At 43.0% G+C, this 16,564-nt stretch carries 12 protein-coding genes and 1 tRNA gene; 6 read left to right on the forward strand and 7 right to left on the reverse strand.

Annotation, left to right across the window (positions count from 1 at the left end; genetic code table 11):
• Positions 1–67: 67 nt before the first annotated feature.
• The 3 genes from BUC01_RS25510 to BUC01_RS12495 form a co-directional block, all read right to left on the reverse strand.
• Positions 68–2,395, reverse strand: a complete 2,328-nt coding sequence (locus BUC01_RS25510) for a sensor histidine kinase (RefSeq protein ID WP_175560880.1) — start codon at positions 2,393–2,395, stop codon at positions 68–70.
• Positions 2,396–2,660: 265 nt separating this feature from the next.
• Positions 2,661–3,050 carry an MmcQ/YjbR family DNA-binding protein gene (locus BUC01_RS12490; protein ID WP_025830584.1) on the reverse strand — a complete coding sequence of 130 codons (390 nt, stop codon included), beginning with the start codon at positions 3,048–3,050 and terminating at the stop codon, positions 2,661–2,663.
• Between the two features lie 104 nt (positions 3,051–3,154).
• Positions 3,155–3,238, reverse strand: a tRNA-Leu gene (locus tag BUC01_RS12495).
• Between the two features lie 157 nt (positions 3,239–3,395).
• Between BUC01_RS12495 and BUC01_RS12500 the strand changes: the two genes are divergently transcribed.
• Positions 3,396–4,481 carry a mannose-1-phosphate guanylyltransferase gene (locus BUC01_RS12500; RefSeq protein ID WP_025830585.1) on the forward strand — a complete coding sequence of 362 codons (1,086 nt, stop codon included), beginning with the start codon at positions 3,396–3,398 and terminating at the stop codon, positions 4,479–4,481.
• 111 nt (positions 4,482–4,592) lie between these two features.
• On the opposite strand, the gene BUC01_RS12505 is transcribed toward BUC01_RS12500, so the two are convergent.
• The 4 genes from BUC01_RS12505 to BUC01_RS26090 form a co-directional block, all read right to left on the reverse strand.
• Positions 4,593–4,985, reverse strand: a complete 393-nt coding sequence (locus BUC01_RS12505; protein ID WP_025830586.1) for an HIT family protein — start codon at positions 4,983–4,985, stop codon at positions 4,593–4,595.
• Positions 4,986–5,038: 53 nt separating this feature from the next.
• Positions 5,039–5,503 carry a transcription elongation factor GreA gene (greA, locus tag BUC01_RS12510; protein ID WP_073313854.1) on the reverse strand — a complete coding sequence of 155 codons (465 nt, stop codon included), beginning with the start codon at positions 5,501–5,503 and terminating at the stop codon, positions 5,039–5,041.
• 183 nt (positions 5,504–5,686) lie between these two features.
• Complete coding sequence (locus BUC01_RS12515; protein ID WP_073313856.1) at positions 5,687–6,838, reverse strand: TlpA disulfide reductase family protein; 1,152 nt, start codon at positions 6,836–6,838, stop codon at positions 5,687–5,689.
• Positions 6,839–6,859: 21 nt separating this feature from the next.
• Entirely contained in the window at positions 6,860–6,991 is a 132-nt protein-coding gene (locus tag BUC01_RS26090) for a hypothetical protein (protein WP_259321815.1), read from the reverse strand.
• A 185-nt stretch (positions 6,992–7,176) separates the two neighbouring features.
• Between BUC01_RS26090 and pnp the strand changes: the two genes are divergently transcribed.
• From pnp to BUC01_RS12540, 5 genes are all read left to right on the forward strand, one after another.
• The gene (gene pnp / locus BUC01_RS12520; protein ID WP_025830588.1) at positions 7,177–9,339 is read left to right on the forward strand and encodes a polyribonucleotide nucleotidyltransferase; all 2,163 of its coding nucleotides are present in this window, start codon (positions 7,177–7,179) and stop codon (positions 9,337–9,339) included.
• Positions 9,340–9,534: 195 nt separating this feature from the next.
• Positions 9,535–10,068, forward strand: coding sequence for an RNA polymerase sigma-70 factor (locus tag BUC01_RS12525; protein ID WP_394363905.1), 534 nt, complete (start codon positions 9,535–9,537; stop codon positions 10,066–10,068).
• A gap of 110 nt (positions 10,069–10,178) precedes the next feature.
• On the forward strand, positions 10,179–11,114 hold the full coding sequence (locus BUC01_RS12530) for a FecR family protein (RefSeq protein WP_025830590.1): 936 nt from the start codon (positions 10,179–10,181) through the stop codon (positions 11,112–11,114).
• Positions 11,115–11,301: 187 nt separating this feature from the next.
• Entirely contained in the window at positions 11,302–14,706 is a 3,405-nt protein-coding gene (locus BUC01_RS12535) for a TonB-dependent receptor (RefSeq protein ID WP_025830591.1), read from the forward strand.
• 18 nt (positions 14,707–14,724) lie between these two features.
• On the forward strand, positions 14,725–16,365 hold the full coding sequence (locus BUC01_RS12540) for a SusD/RagB family nutrient-binding outer membrane lipoprotein (protein ID WP_073313858.1): 1,641 nt from the start codon (positions 14,725–14,727) through the stop codon (positions 16,363–16,365).
• Positions 16,366–16,564: the final 199 nt, after the last annotated feature.

The raw sequence follows: 16,564 nt of genomic DNA on the forward strand, positions 1-16,564 counted from the left end.
ATTAATGCTTTATAGTGCTTTTTACCGGCACAAAGATACATTTTTTTGAAATACAGAACCAATTTGTTCATGAAAAGATGGAACGGTGCGCATTCATCTTCTCATAAGGCAATGTAAACCAGAAAGTAGAACCTTTACCCAACTCCGATTCCACCCCAATCTCTCCTTTTAGCTCCTTAACTATATTCTGCGAGATTGCCAATCCCAGCCCTGTCCCTTGTTTAAATGAATCGAGTTTCACAAAACGGTTGAAGATAGCTTCTATATTCTCAGGTGGTATACCGGCCCCCGTATCGGCCACGAAGAAACGTATATAACCATCTTTCGGCAAATCATATCCCATAGAAATACTTCCGGCTGTTGTGAACTTCATAGCATTGCTGATAAAGTTGTTTATAACCTGGGTAATTCTGCGCTGGTCAGTATACAATAATAGTTCAGGCAATGGAGTGACAGTAATCAGATCAACATTCTTATCGGTCAGCCTGATTCTGATAGCCTGCTCTATTTCAGACAACATCTTGTTAATGTCTATATTGGCATAGACATACTCCAGCGTACCTGCTTCAATCTTTGACAAATCAAGAATGTCATTTATAAGTTGTAATAAAAGCTCGTTGTTTTGCTCGATGATGCTAAGATACTCCTCTCTTTCCTCTTCCGAAACATCCGTAGCCAATATACTTGAGAAACCGACAATGGCATTAAGCGGAGTACGGATCTCATGACTCATATTAGCCAGGAAAGCGGATTTAATACGGTTCGATTCTTCCGCCTCCTCTTTAGCCAGACGCAATTTGCGTTCCATGATTTTCAAGTCGGTAATTTCCCATGCTGTATAAACAATCCATTTCCGACCATCGGAAAAGGTGATAAGGTTATTATTCTGAAAAGTGAAGCACTCTTCATTCTTGTTAGTGAAGAAGCGCCTTGTACCCGACTGGGCATTATTCGTTCTCACCAGCTCTTCATCTTCCTTCCTTATCAGTTTTGCGGCTTCGGGCATCACTTCAAAATCTGTTTTTCCGATCGCTTCCTTAGCCGGATATTCAAATAGTTCTTCCGCCTTCTTATTCCAGAAAGTATAACGCATATCGTTGTCCACGTCTTTCACCTTGGCAGCAATGGGAAGGTTATCAAGAATATTCTCCAACAGATGCAGATGCTTTTCACGCTCCCTTTCACTCAGAGTTTTTATGCGCCTGTTCATAAAGAAGAATAAAATGAAGACGGCTGCACCTCCCAGTACAATTACAACATAAGTCATATTTCTCTGAATGAAGCTGGGCGGAACAGCATGAAAAATAGCATCTTGTGGAATATTTTTCAAAGAGCCTCCTTTATCAAGCAATGTCTGATAATTGAGATGCGTATCGGGTGCACCGGCAATAATTGTCTTCGCCTGATAGGTACCGTCATCCTTTAGCGCACTCTTTATCTCGCTGACAACCGTATTTTCTATTTCAGGACTACTGATATAATGTCCGCCTACGAATAGCGAACGACTCTCTGTGTACTGGTCGGACAAAGTAAAAACCGGATTTTCAGCAGCATCGGAAATATAAGAGTGCATCCTTTCGTCGGGATAGTACCGTTCGGACAAGCTTTGACTGGATATATTCACCCACGAACAGTAAATAATACCGGTTTCTTTGCCATATGTACTAATCTCATGAAGCATTTCTTCCGAGTTAGTGTAAGGATAGGTAATAAAGCTTAATTCCAGTTCCGGGAAGTGTTGTTGATGAAGCTCTTCAAATTCTCTACGAATCAGTGAACAGACAAACCTGTCATCCGACAATAAAACAATCTTTTTCATTTCGGGAGTAATTTGCTTCATCAGGTGTACGGTCTCCCGAATATAAACAGGTATGTTTACCGCAGTGATATTATAGCGTTCCTGCATCTCAGGCGTAGTTATAATCTGATCGGCGGTGATGTCCTTGCCACCATAATACTTATTTATATCTTCCGGCAGATGTGAGACCGAATGACAAATAATGGTAGGCACACCTTTCCAAATAGTATCAAAAAGCGGTTGACACACGTACCATCCCGGAGCACCTATAACAACCACAGCTTTAGGGGGGATCGGATATTTATTCTTCAGATATTCAGTCTTCTGTTCCACCTCTTCCTGATTATGAAGATGCCAAACGGTAAGGGCTTCCGAATATACCTTGAATGAATCTTCCTGATTGAATGTTTTTTCTACAGCCTCAAGCAAGTCATAGGCCCATTTCTCACGGAAAGTAGAGGAACTAATAAAAATTATATAATCCTGATTTTTTGTATCTGCCATCACTCTGGGAGCAAACGAAAGACAAGCGAGAATAGTTATCGCAAGTATTCGGAATGTCAAAGGAGGATACAGAAGGATATTCTGATTTGGCATAGAGATAAAGATTTAAATATAAAACAGCAAAAGCCTCTCAACTAATTGCTGCAAAGTTAGAAAAAAATAAATGCATAAGAAGTTTCAGGTAACAAATTTGCTTTTTACGTTCATCTTTTTGCAATTTATATCCCCTAAAGTACTTATCTCAAGGCAATATCCCTTTGGAATTTCAATAACCCGATATGGCTACTTCTTACGGACAACTCTCTCTTCCTCCCATTCAAGCTCTCCATACTTTTGTTGGTAAGTTATAAGTGAATAGCTATTGAAAAGTTACATCACCCGATTGTAACATATCCCGTTCTTTCTTCGTCAAATTCTTAACCACGATATCATAGGATTTTCTTACCAGTTCCTTTATTTTAGCATCTGATACATCCTGATTGAAATAAACACTAATCCAGTATTTCTTATTCATGTGCCAGCCCGGTTTTATGCCAGCATACCCGCTTTGCAGTTCACTCGACTCTTCCGGATTGCATTTGATGCAACAAAAATCAAAAACCTCAATATTTACAAAACAGAACCATTTATCCAAGACATAAAAACACAGAACATCACGACTGTATCTATCAGCCACATTGGGAAATGGCATTTTCTCATGAACCCCTTCAAATGAAAGGCAGTACTCTCTAAAATCTTCAATATTCATATCTCTTAAGCATTAAAATATAAAATTGAACTGAAAATGTGGGGAAATTTTAGATAAAAGAAAAAGCTAAGTGTTGATTACTCAATACTTAGCTTTCTTCTTTGTACCCAGACCCGGGGTCGAACCGGGATGGAAGTGAATCCACTGGTGTTTGAGACCAGCGCGTCTACCGATTCCGCCATCTGGGCATGCTTGATTTCTCAATTGCGGTGCAAAGATACGGCTTTTTTCTAAACCTGCAATACTTTTCCTAAAAAAAGGAGAAAAAACTCATAAAACTCTCTACAAACATTCCTAGTTTCCAAAATATAGTGTACTTTAGCAGAAACTTTTAAAACAAACGATATGACAACAAATAAGGATAATTTCTGTGTTATCATGGGTGGCGGCATTGGCAGCCGTTTTTGGCCATTCAGCCGGAAAACACTCCCAAAACAGTTTCTGGACTTCTTCGGTACAGGCAGATCACTGCTTCAACAGACCTTCGACCGTTTCAATAAAGTTATTCCCACAGAAAACATACTTATCGTTACAAACGACTTGTATGCCGACCTCGTAAAAGAACAGCTTCCCGAACTGAACCCCGAACAGATACTCCTGGAACCTACACGCAGAAATACTGCTCCATGCATCGCATGGGCGGCTTATCATATCCGCGCACTAAACCCAAACGCAAACATCGTTGTAGCCCCGTCCGACCATTTGATTCTGAAAGAAGATGAATTCCTCGACGCTATTGAGAAAGGCCTGACATTTGTATCCCAATCGGAAAAGCTGCTCACTCTTGGCATCAAACCTAATCGTCCCGAAACAGGTTACGGCTACATACAGATAGCCGAACAAGCCGGAGACAACTTCTATAAAGTGAAAACCTTTACCGAAAAGCCGGAACTGGAATTAGCAAAAGTATTCGTAGAAAGCGGAGAATTTTATTGGAACTCCGGTCTCTTCATGTGGAACGTAAACTCTGTCATCAAAGCTGTAGAAGCATTGCTCCCCGAACTGGCATCTAAACTGGCTCCAGGCAAGGACGTATACGGCACAGCCTCCGAAAAAGCATTCATTGATGAAAACTTTCCTGCTTGTCCCAATGTATCCGTCGACTTCGGCATCATGGAAAAAGCAGATAACGTATATGTTTCTTTAGGAGACTTCGGATGGTCCGATTTAGGAACATGGGGCTCTTTGTACGACCTGTCTCCAAAGGACGAAACAGGAAACGTCACATTAAAATGCCAGTCTTTGCTATATAACAGCAAAGATAATATCGTGGTGCTTCCACAAAACAAACTTGCCGTCATCGATGGATTGGAAGGTTACCTCATTGCCGAATCGGACAATGTACTGCTGATTTGTAAAAAGGATGAAGAACATTCCATCCGCAAATACGTAAACGACGCACAGATTAAATTGGGTGAAGACTACATTTAATTGAAATTTGAGAACTGGAAGTCCGAACTTTCAGACAACGATATAAGGAAACGGGGACTGAATTTTCACTTCAGTCCCCGTTCTTATTATTTAAAAGGAAGGAATATTCTTTCAGAGCGCCGCCCGAATCGCTTCGGAAACTGCCTTGAATTCTTCATCAGAAAGTTTAAGTTTAGGATTAGAAAACAACATATCTGATTCCTTCTGTATAGGAATAAGATGAATGTGCGCATGAGGCACTTCCAGACCGATCACTGCTTCGCCCACTTTCTTGCAAGGGAAAGCTTTCTCAATGGCACGGGCCACCTTCTTGGCAAAAACGTGCATTGCCGCCAGATCTTCGTCATTTAAGTCAAAGATATAATCCACTTCCTGCTTGGGAACGACCAACGTGTGACCTTTCACCAACGGATTGATGTCCAGAAATGCAAAAAACTTATCGTCCTCCGCTACCTTGTAGCTCGGTATTTCACCAGCGATAATTCTACTGAATATTGTTGCCATAGCTTTTACAATATATAAAATAAGGCAAGCCCGCATGCAGACCTGCCTTTACATTAAAATGATATGTTCACTACTTCGAGGTTAATCATGCCCTGGGGCACTTTAATTTCAGCCACATCACCTACCTTCTTGCCAAGTAGACCTTGTGCAATCGGAGTGTTAACCGAAATCTTACCTTCTTTCAGGTTGGCTTCGCTTTCCGAAACAATGGTATAAGTCATCTTCATTCCATTCTTTACATTCTTCAGTTCCACCTTATTCAATATCTGCACGGAGTCTGTTTTCAACTTGGACTCATCAATAATCTTGGCATCTCCGATAACCATCTTCAATTTATTGATTTTCATCTCAAGCATACCCTGAGCTTCTTTGGCGGCATCATACTCTGCATTCTCCGACAAGTCACCTTTATCACGTGCCTCGGCTATCGCAGCCGAAATCTTAGGACGCTCTACCGTCTCCAATTCTTTCAGTTCAGCCAACAATTTCTTGTAGCCTTCTTCTGACATATAAGCCATACTTTTTTCCTCCTTTTTAGTTTCTAAATGGTATTATATAACAAAAAGAATTCCAACATGGTCAGCATGCTGGAACCCTCTTTCGATTTTTCTTTTGCAAAGATAGCCTTTTAATTAATGCGTGTCAAGCAAAAATTGCTGCTATGTAACATATTTAAATAAAAACTTCTAATTTATAACAAGTTACAACAGTGCTTTCACTGCGGCATCCAGGTCTTTTATAGTCTCTCCACGAGCACTCAACTCGCTATTCCGGTTAATCAGGAACAGTGAAGGAACCGATTTAACGTTGTACATAGCGGCTATATTTGAGTAAATTCCATTTGCATCGCGCACACAGGTCCAGGGCAGATTATCAGCTGTCGTTTTCCAGAAATGTTCGTCCGCATCCAGCGAAATCTGATAAATCACCAGTCCTTGGTCCTTATATTTAGTATACAGGTCGTTCAACAGAAAATTATGAGGAGCGGAAACGGCACTCTGATAGATGGTGAAGTCCAGCAACACCACTTTACCTTTCAGTTCGCTCAATTTATGGGTATTACCTTTCATATCACGAAGGCTGATATCGATGATACCGGTTTCCGAAATGGCTTCTTCCGGCAATTCCAGCACTTTCTGCTGAGGTGTACGGGTATTCTTCATTCCTTTAATCACGATATTATAGAGATTCTTGGAACGGTCGGCATGCGGATAAAAGTTGTTCAGGCTGGTTGCTACCGCTGCAAAACACTTGATATCATCCTTGTTGTTCAGAGGATCGAAAATAAGATAATTGTTCAGCTTCTGGAACAGGGCAAAATAAGCCGCAGCCGTGTTTGGAGCGGCGAAGATATATTTTGTTTTCACCTCATCCTTATAGTCCTTCATCAAGACAGACAGTTCTTCGTCGAAAACATCGGCACCTATCTGGTGAGCCTGCATTTTCTTAATCAGCTCATTTACCTTACTTTGTAGCTGCACTTGCTTCAATGTCAGCTCTTTAATCTTAATGCTGTTTGCCGAACCTTCCACCGTATAAGCGGTTGCAAAATCAGCATACGGGGCTTTCACCCCGACAGTTTCCGTAGAATCTACTGAGAAATTGATAACCTTGTCGTCCACACGCAGGCGGTAAAATTCCGGAGACTCCGGGCGTGTCTGTTTAAAACTGAAAGAACCGTCACCCTTCAATTTAACAGAATCCAAAGGTACGATACCTTCCAAAGCGGCAGCTTCCAGATACAGCATCTTGCCGTCGGCACCGGATACTTCGCCTTCAACCTTGAATTTCGGTTCAGAATTACATGCACTCAAAGCAATTACTACAAGTGCCACAAAAAAAACTTTTTTCATGTTCTGTTATTATGTTATTTATTATTTGTCGTCCGCATCCGTACCCCACCCGAGCCATACCTGCTCCACTGTTTCTCCACTATTTCTCCACTTACGGGTACCTCCGAGTGGAGGAACAGTGGAGCAGGTGTGGAGCAGATGTGGACCAGACATGCAGGAGATACGATGCAAATATACGTCTTTTCAAGTTTAGTCAAAGCATTTTCACCGCTTCTTCCACCCGGAAACTAAAAAAAAACAGTCAATTAGGAACTTTTCATCTCATTCCCACTTGATTACATGAATTAATATGTATCTTTGCACGAATTTTGAAAGAAAAAATAGATAAAACATTTTTTATGATTAACCCAATTGTTAAGACGATCGAGCTTCCTGATGGCAGAACCATCACACTCGAAACGGGAAAGCTGGCAAAACAGGCAGACGGTTCTGTAATGCTTCGTATGGGCAACACCATGCTTTTAGCTACTGTTTGTGCCGCTAAGGACGCAGTTCCCGGAACAGATTTCATGCCGTTACAGGTAGAGTACAAAGAGAAATTCTCCGCATTCGGACGTTTCCCCGGCGGTTTCACCAAACGTGAAGGACGCGCTTCAGATTACGAAATCCTCACCTGCCGCCTCGTAGACCGTGCTCTCCGCCCTTTATTCCCCGATAATTACCACGCAGAGGTATACGTAAACATTATCCTCTATTCTGCTGATGGCATTGATATACCGGACGCACTTGCAGGACTCGCCGCTTCTGCTGCTCTCGCAGTTTCAGATATCCCTTTCAACGGACCGATTTCCGAAGTACGCGTAGCGCGTATCGACGGACAATTCGTTATCAACCCTACTTTCGACCAACTGGAAAAAGCTGACATGGACCTCATGGTCGGTGCCACTTACGAAAACATCATGATGGTGGAAGGTGAAATGAATGAAGTATCCGAACTTGACTTGTTGAACGCCATGAAGGCCGCTCACGAAGCAATCAAGGTACAGTGTAAAGCTCAGATGGAGCTGGCAGAAGAAGTTGGTTCTACTGTAAAACGCGAATATTGTCATGAAGTAAACGACGAAGAACTGCGTAAGGCCGTTCGCGAAGCTTGCTATGACAAGGCTTACGCCATCGCTGCTTCCGGCAACAACAACAAGCACCAACGTATGGATGCTTTCGATGCTATCCGCGAAGAGTTTAAGGCACAGTTCAGCGAAGAAGAACTGGCAGAAAAAGCAGCTTTGATCGACCGTTACTACCACGATGTGGAAAAAGAGGCTATGCGCCGCAGCATCCTGGACGAAGGCAAGCGCCTTGACGGACGTAAGACTAACGAGATCCGCCCCATCTGGAGCGAAGTCAGCTACCTGCCCGGACCTCACGGCTCGGCTATCTTCACCCGTGGTGAGACTCAATCCCTGTCTACCGTAACTTTGGGTACCAAGCTGGACGAAAAAATCATTGACGACGTACTGGAACATGGCAAAGAACGTTTCCTGCTTCACTATAACTTCCCCCCGTTCTCTACCGGAGAAGCTAAAGCACAACGCGGCGTAGGCCGTCGCGAAATCGGCCACGGTCATCTGGCATGGCGTGCACTGAAAGGACAGATTCCCGCTGACTATCCGTACGTAGTGCGCGTAGTATCCGATATCCTCGAATCTAACGGTTCTTCTTCAATGGCTACCGTATGTGCCGGAACACTGGCATTGATGGATGCAGGTGTGAAGATCAAGAAACCGGTATCGGGCATCGCAATGGGATTGATCAAGAATGCAGGCGAAGAAAAATATGCAGTATTGTCCGACATCCTCGGTGACGAAGACCACTTGGGCGATATGGACTTTAAGGTAACAGGAACTAAGGACGGTATCACCGCCACCCAGATGGACATCAAGGTAGACGGATTGTCATACGAAATCCTGGAACGCGCTTTGAACCAGGCGAAAGAAGGACGTCTGCACATCCTCGGTAAGATTATGGAAACCATCCAGGAGCCTCGCGAAGAGCTGAAACCTCATGCTCCGCGCATTGAGATGATGACTATTCCTAAAGAATTCATTGGTGCCATAATCGGCCCTGGTGGAAAAATCATCCAAGGTATGCAAGAAGAAACCGGTGCAACCATTACTATTGAAGAAGTGGACAACATCGGAAGAATCGAAATTTCCGGAACCAACAAGAAGAGCATTGACGATGCTATGCGCCTCATCAAAGGCATCGTTGCCGTACCGGAAGTTGGCGAAGTATACAAAGGCAAAGTACGTTCAATAATGCCTTATGGTGCTTTCGTTGAATTCTTGCCGGGCAAAGACGGTTTGTTGCACATTTCAGAAATCGACTGGAAACGCTTGGAAACCGTAGAAGAAGCCGGCATCAAGGAAGGTGACGAAATCGAAGTGAAACTGCTCGATGTAGACCCGAAGACCGGTAAATTCAAACTTTCACGCAAGGTATTGTTGCCAAGACCAGAAAGACAAGAAAGGCCAGAAAGACAAGAAAGACCGGAAAAGAAATAAGATTTTCCTTATTCCTTATTATATTAAGCCCGACGGAAACCCGCCGGGCTTTCTTTTTGTAAAAAAGATAAGACTAAATCCGAAAAACTCTTTCATAATTTTGCGTATTCCGAAAAGATTATATTACTTTACCCTACAAACCTTAAAGAAGAGAGAAAATACTTAAGAATGCTTGCCTCCGAGAATCTACATACTATGGATTTATTTTCTCGTTTCTTTCGTGAGAATCAAGAAAAATTCCTCGCATTTGCCTATTCCTATATCAGAAGTTGGGCGGAAGCGGAGGATATTCTTATGGAATCCATGATCTCTCTTTGGGAATGCCGCGACCGCTGGGAAGAAGATAAAGGTCTGCACGCCCTGCTCCTTACCATTATCAAAAACAAAGCCCTCAACTATCTGGAACGCGAACAAACCCGTTTGCGCATCGAAGAAGATTTGAATTCGCACCGACAACGCGAACTGGACTTACGTATCGCAACCTTAAAGGATTGCGAACCCGACAAAATTTTCAGCACCGAGATACAACACATCGTAAATAAGGCATTGGAGAAGATGCCATCGCAAAGTCGGGAAATATTCATGCTCAGCCGATACAAGAACCTACCCAATAAAAAGATTGCCGAACAACTCAATATTTCACTGAAAACAGTAGAATTCCACATCACCAAAGCATTGCGCATCCTGCGCGTTGAACTGAAAGATTATATCGCTTCTATCCTCCTTTAAAGAAAAAACAAAAAAAGTTTCATTTTCCGTTAGGGTAGTTTCGGGTTCACCTGTATTAATTATAGAAGGGGAGGAAAACCTCTCCCATTCAACTAACAATTTGAGTACGTATGAACCAAGAACTATTATATAAGTATTTTAAAGGAACCGCCACCATTGAAGAAGAAAAGCGCATCCTCGATTGGGTGGAAGCCTCGGAAGAAAATCGGGAAGCTTTCTTAAAAGAACGTATGATGTTCGATGTCGCCCTATTCTCCAACCGACAGGATGCAAAGAAAAAGACAGCACGCCTGACTCCGATACTCAAGTGGGGAATGCGTGCAGCTGCGGTTATCATTGTAGGCGTATGCGGTTACTTCATGGCAAACGATTATCTATATAATAAATTAGCCCAGCCGCAAACCGTCACCGTCCCCGCCGGACAACGTGCGCAAATCACCCTTGCCGACGGCACCCGCGTATGGCTGAATGCACAATCCACATTGACGTATACCTCTAACTTCGGACGCGATGAAAGAAATGTGGAACTGGACGGAGAAGCTTACTTTGAAGTTGCAAAAAACAAAGATATTCCGTTCTACGTACGCACTGAGATGAACAATGTGAGAGTAGTCGGCACCTGCTTCAACGTTTGCGCCTACAGAGGAAGCAAAGAATTTGAAACCACCCTCGTAGAAGGCATCGTAGACATCTACCCTGCCAATAACGACAAAGCCATCACCCGCTTGCAGAAAGATGAATTCTTCGGAAACTATGACGGAAAGTGCAAGAAAACCATACTTCCCTCCTACGAATACCTGCGTTGGAAAGAAGGACTATATTGCTTTGACGATGTACCTTTCAGTGGCATCCTCGACAAACTTGAGAAATACTATAATGTGAAGATTACAGTAGCGGATCCTGAGTTGCTGAATTATGACAGTTGCACCGGGAAGTTCCGCGAACAAGATGGGATAGAGCATATTCTCCGTACGATTTCGAAAGACCATCCTTTTGAATTCAGCATCAACGAAGATAAAGACTCCATCGTCATTTATAAGAAGTAATTTGATATCAAAGATAAAACCTTAAAATTTAGTACTAACCTCTTAAACTGAAAAGCATTATGAAATAGAAGAAACAGTCACTCAATCCCCCCCACAAAAAAGATCGGAAAGTACCCCCATACTTTCCGATCCGAAACAGTCAAAAATCGACCTTAATCAATTTATTAACTTAACACATTACAAAGATATGAGAAAAATTTCTTTGAATGGGCTTTTTTGCCCAAAAAGTTTAGTATTTAAGCAAATATTACGAACTATGAAGATCACACTATTCCTTCTCTTGTTTGTAACGTTCCAAGCGTACAGTAGTAGTAGTTACTCTCAGAATGCCAAAATCAGCATCCCCCGCTCTGAGTTACGAGTAGGCGAAATCCTCGATAAAATCGAGGCTCAGACCGAGTATCTGTTTGTTTACAATAAGAAAAGCGTGGACGTGCGCCGCACCGTAAATGTAGATGCAGACAACCAGCCTGTGTCCGAAGTTTTGGACAAAATCTTCAATGGCACGGACATCAGATATGTAATGGAAGGCAAGAACATCGTGCTGACCAAACAATATGAAACTGCAACCGAAGTCATCGCCGCCGTACAACAGGAAAACAAACCTGTGAAAGGTGTTGTGACCGACATGCAAGGTGAACCGATTATCGGTGCCAATGTGGTAGAGAAAGGTACGACAAACGGTGTTATCACCAATATTGATGGTGAATTTACACTGAATGCACCTGCCGACGCCACACTGATTATCAGCTATATCGGATACCAGCCGGTAAGCGTTGCCCTGAATGGTCAAGAAACAATCAACGTGCAGATGCAGGAAGAAGCGCTGTCACTGGAAACGGTGGTGGTAACCGCTATGGGTATCAAGAAAAAAGCCGCTTCACTGACTTACTCTACCCAGCAAGTGGGTGGCGACGAACTGACACGCGCCAAAGACCCGAACATGATTACCGCATTAGCAGGTAAATCAGCCGGTGTACAAATCAATAAGAGTGCGTCCGGTCTTGGTGGTTCTGCCAAAGTATCTATTCGTGGCACACGTTCCGCTTACGAAAGTGGTAATAACCAACCCCTATATGTTATTGACGGTGTTCCTATGCTGAACACAAGTACCGAATCCACTTCCACTGTTATGGGTGGAGAAAATGACGGTGTGAACCGTGATGCTGGTGATGGTATCTCCAACCTGAACCCAGAGGACATTGAAAGCATGAGCATCCTGAAAGGTGCTTCCGCCGCCGCTCTTTACGGATCACAAGCCGCCAACGGTGTTATCCTGATAACTACCAAGAAAGGTAAAGCAGGTATGCAAAGAATAACCTTCTCATCCAACCTGACCGTTGACCACGCCATCAGCCTGCCTGAATTCCAGAATTCATACGGCGCAAGCGGCACTGACAGTTGGGGAGAAAAGAAATCGCTGACCAATTACGACAACGTAGGTAATTTCTTAGGTAACGGCGTGACTGCCATCAACTCCATATCTTTGCAAAGTGGCAACGAAAAAATGCAGACCTACTTCTCTTATGCCAACACCACAGCCAAAGGTATCATTGATTCCAACAAATTGCAAAAGCACAATCTTACGTTCCGCGAAACAGCCAGTTTCTTCAACGACCGTTTGAAACTGGATGGAAGCGCCACGCTGATGACGCAGAAGATTAAAAACAGTACTGCATCTGGTGGTTTATACCTGAATCCATTGGTTGACTTATACAGCTTCCCACGTGGTATGGACATGTCTGAATATGCTTCCAAGTATGAAGTAGGCGATCCTACACGTAACAATATGCCAGTTCAAAACTGGTATACCGAAGTTTCGGAATGGTCACAAAACCCATACTGGATTAAGAATCGCGTTACCAATACCAACAGACGCTACCGCGCAATGGCATCATTAAGTGCCAACCTAAAAATTAACGATTGGTTCAGTCTGCAAGCCCGTGGCAATGCTGATTATGTAAGCGATAAATTCGATCAGAAAATGTATGCTTCCACAGCCCCCAACATTACAGGTAGTTACAATGGAAAGAGTAACGGACGTTATGTATGGTCAGAGAACGAACAGTTCCAGATTTACGCCGACGTAATGGCTATGTTCAACAAGACATGGAACAAATGGTCATTGAATGCAGCTATTGGTACCAGCATCAACCAGAATAAGGTGAACTCACTGATGCTCGACTCTAAGATTGCATCGCTCTATAAACCTAACTTATTTACCGTTGCCAACATTGTAATGGGTTCCAATGCTTCAGTAAACCAAACTATCGACCAAAAGCGCACCATCCAATCCGTATTCGGAACGGCACAGCTAGGCTTCAACGAAGCCCTCTATCTGGACATCACAGCCCGTAATGACTGGTCGTCCACGCTAGCTCACACAGAAAGTATGAACTCTGGTTTTTTCTATCCATCCATTGGTCTATCTTGGATTATCAATAACTCACTGAAAATGCCGGAATGGATTTCATTCGGAAAAATACGCGGTTCATGGGCACAAGTGGGTAACGACTTACCTATCGGCATAACAAACCTCGTAGACATCATTCAGGCCGGTGGTGTATTGCAAGCTGCCGATACTTACAACAAAGGTGACCTGAAACCGGAAATCAGTAGTTCCATTGAATTTGGTATGGAATGGAGATTTTTCCACAACCGCTTTGGCATTGACTTTACCTGGTATCAGACAGATACTAAGAACCAACTGCTAAGAATGCCTACTGCCGCTGGTGACAAGTATGCATTTCGTTACATCAATGCAGGTAAAATCCGCAATAAAGGTATTGAACTTACAGTAGACGCAACCCCGGTAATGAATGACAATTTCCGCTGGAAAACCGCTGTTAACTTCTCAACAAACAGTAACAAGGTAGTTTCCTTGCACCCGGATTATACTTCATTTACTTACGGTAGTACAGGACTTTCTATGGGTTACCTGATGCGTATCAAAGAAGGCGGTTCGTTGGGTGATATCTACGGAAATGCATTCCAACGCGAAAATGGTAAGATCAAACTCAATAAAGACGGAAGCCCTGTTGTAAAAACCGGTAACAACGACCTGCTGGGTAATGCAAATCCCGACTTCCTGTTGGGTTGGAGCAACACTTTCTCTTATAAAGGATTCAGTTTGTACTTCTTGATTGATGCCCGCGTAGGTGGTGATGTAATGTCACTTACACAAGCTATACTCGATCAAAATGGTGTAACCAAAACAACAGCCGAAGCCCGTGATAGAGACTATGTGGAATATGAAGGAACCCGCTTTGAAGGTGCCGAACAAGTCAAGGGATTCTTTAAATCTGTTGGTGGTCGCAACGGTATCTCCGAATACTATATGTACGATGCCACTAACATCCGTCTTCGCGAACTATCTATCGGTTACTCCTTCCCGCAATCATTGCTGGAAAAAACAAAAGCGTTTAAAGGTATAGATGTATCGCTGGTGGCACGTAATCTGTTCTTCATTTACAAAGATGCTCCATTTGATCCGGATGCTACACTGTCTGTTGGTAATGGACTACAAGGTGTAGATGTATTTGGTATGCCTTCTACCAGAAATATTGGTTTTAACATTAAATTTACATTCTAACTTAAAACTATTACGATTATGAAATACAATAAATTCCTAACTATACTTTTGGCAAGCGGATTGCTGGGCATTGCTGTCGCATGTACCGACAATTTTGAATCGGATAACAGAAACAAAACAGGCTTTGACTCTGAGCTGCAAGAATATGATTTCCAGAAATATCTGTTGAAATTTGAAATCATTCAGACTGGTATCTATTACAATTACGACTGGGGCGAAGGTAAGAACTGGACTTTCCAGATTGCTCAAAATCTGGGACAAGATATGTTCTCTGGTTATTTCCATGACTTCAATCAAGCCTTCAATGACAAAAATAGTGTTTATGCACTCAATGATGGATGGACTTCTACACACTGGTCGTACAACTACTCATACATAATGCCCGAAGTGCAGAAGTGCGAACAGATCAATGTAGATCAACCTGCGTTACTAGCGGTAACCCAGATTCTAAAAGTGGAACTGATGCACCGCGTGGCAGACTGCTACGGCCCACTGGTTTATTCTAAATTCGGACAGGAAGGTGACAATGTAGATGACCTGAAGACAGCCTATACCCAGTTCTTCGCCGATTTGGAGAATGGAATCACTGCATTGCAAAAGTTCATCAAAGAAAATCCCGGCGTTGAACCTTACAAGGATGCCGACCTGCTGACTCCTAACAAAACACTGGCGGAATGGGTAAAATTTGGTAACTCACTGCGGTTACGGCTGGCTATGCGCGTTGCCAACGTTGACAAAACCCTTGCTACCGAACAAGCTCGGAAGTCATTCACCCTGGGTGAGTTTCTAGAAGAACCGGGTGAAGTAATTGCTGTATCAACAGCCGGTGGATATACGAACCCATTGGGTGAGATCAACAAATCATGGGGTGAAGTATTCATGGGTGCCACCATGGAATCCGTACTAACCGGATACGACGACCCGCGCACTGCCAAATATTACGACAAGGCAAGTGGTCAAGTGATTACATGGAAAGATGACAGCGGTGAACATACACTCCCGCAACTTTTCGACTATGCTAACACTTATAAAGGTGTACCGCAAGGAACTGGCTTACTTTCTGCCGATCAACGCTACAGAGAATGCTCAAAAAGTACAATTAGTCAAAGCACAAACGCTATTCTGATGACTGCTGCCGAAGTGTGGTTCCTCCGTGCAGAAGCTGCCTTGCGAGGCATCTCCACTGAAAGTCCTAAGGAATGCTACGAAACAGGGGTAAGAACCTCCTTTAATCAATGGGGTGCAGGTGGAGTCGATGCTTACCTGCAAAGTAGTGCCATACCTGCCAACTATAAGGACCCGTTCGATAGTAAATTCGATATGACTGCGCTTATCACTACCACTCCTAACTGGGCTGACGCCAATGGTACGGAAGAACAGTTCGAGAAAATTATGACACAGAAATGGCTGGCTATGTATCCCGAAGGTAACGAAGCATGGACAGAACAGCGTCGCACAGGTTATCCAAAACTGTTTAAAGTGAAAGTGAACAATAGCGGTGGCGCAATTGATACGGACATAATGATTCGCCGCCTTCCTTATCCTTCAACTCTGGCAACATCCAACCCTACTCAATATAGTTCATTGACAAGAGCACTGGGTGGTGCAGATAATGGTGGTACCCGTCTCTGGTGGGATGCAGGAAAGAACAATTTCTAAAAACAGAAGAATGGAGTTGACTAAAAAACAGAAAAGCCTAAAAGAAGCGAAATTTTAGTCATCTCCATTTTAGTCAAACACAAATAATTATAAAATTAGAATTTATGAAAATAAGAATCACATTAAACAGTCTGTTTATAGTGTGCTGTCTCACTCTTTCATTACTTATGAATGCTTGTAATAATGACTTAGAAACTTT

The organism is Bacteroides stercorirosoris (genome assembly GCF_900142015.1).
Taxonomy (GTDB): Bacteria; Bacteroidota; Bacteroidia; order Bacteroidales; family Bacteroidaceae; genus Bacteroides; species Bacteroides stercorirosoris.

Coding starts and splice junctions, on each gene's coding strand:
- BUC01_RS12505 (WP_025830586.1), bottom strand. CDS start 4,985: ATGGCAACAATATTCAGTAGAATTATCGCTGGTGAAATACCGAGCTAC.
- BUC01_RS12500 (WP_025830585.1), top strand. CDS start 3,396: ATGACAACAAATAAGGATAATTTCTGTGTTATCATGGGTGGCGGCATT.
- BUC01_RS12535 (WP_025830591.1), top strand. CDS start 11,302: ATGAGAAAAATTTCTTTGAATGGGCTTTTTTGCCCAAAAAGTTTAGTA.
- BUC01_RS26090 (WP_259321815.1), bottom strand. CDS start 6,991: ATGTCTGGTCCACATCTGCTCCACACCTGCTCCACTGTTCCTCCACTC.
- BUC01_RS12540 (WP_073313858.1), top strand. CDS start 14,725: ATGAAATACAATAAATTCCTAACTATACTTTTGGCAAGCGGATTGCTG.
- pnp (WP_025830588.1), top strand. CDS start 7,177: ATGATTAACCCAATTGTTAAGACGATCGAGCTTCCTGATGGCAGAACC.
- greA (WP_073313854.1), bottom strand. CDS start 5,503: ATGGCTTATATGTCAGAAGAAGGCTACAAGAAATTGTTGGCTGAACTG.
- BUC01_RS25510 (WP_175560880.1), bottom strand. CDS start 2,395: ATGCCAAATCAGAATATCCTTCTGTATCCTCCTTTGACATTCCGAATA.
- BUC01_RS12515 (WP_073313856.1), bottom strand. CDS start 6,838: ATGAAAAAAGTTTTTTTTGTGGCACTTGTAGTAATTGCTTTGAGTGCA.
- BUC01_RS12530 (WP_025830590.1), top strand. CDS start 10,179: ATGAACCAAGAACTATTATATAAGTATTTTAAAGGAACCGCCACCATT.
- BUC01_RS12490 (WP_025830584.1), bottom strand. CDS start 3,050: ATGAATATTGAAGATTTTAGAGAGTACTGCCTTTCATTTGAAGGGGTT.
- BUC01_RS12525 (WP_394363905.1), top strand. CDS start 9,535: ATGGATTTATTTTCTCGTTTCTTTCGTGAGAATCAAGAAAAATTCCTC.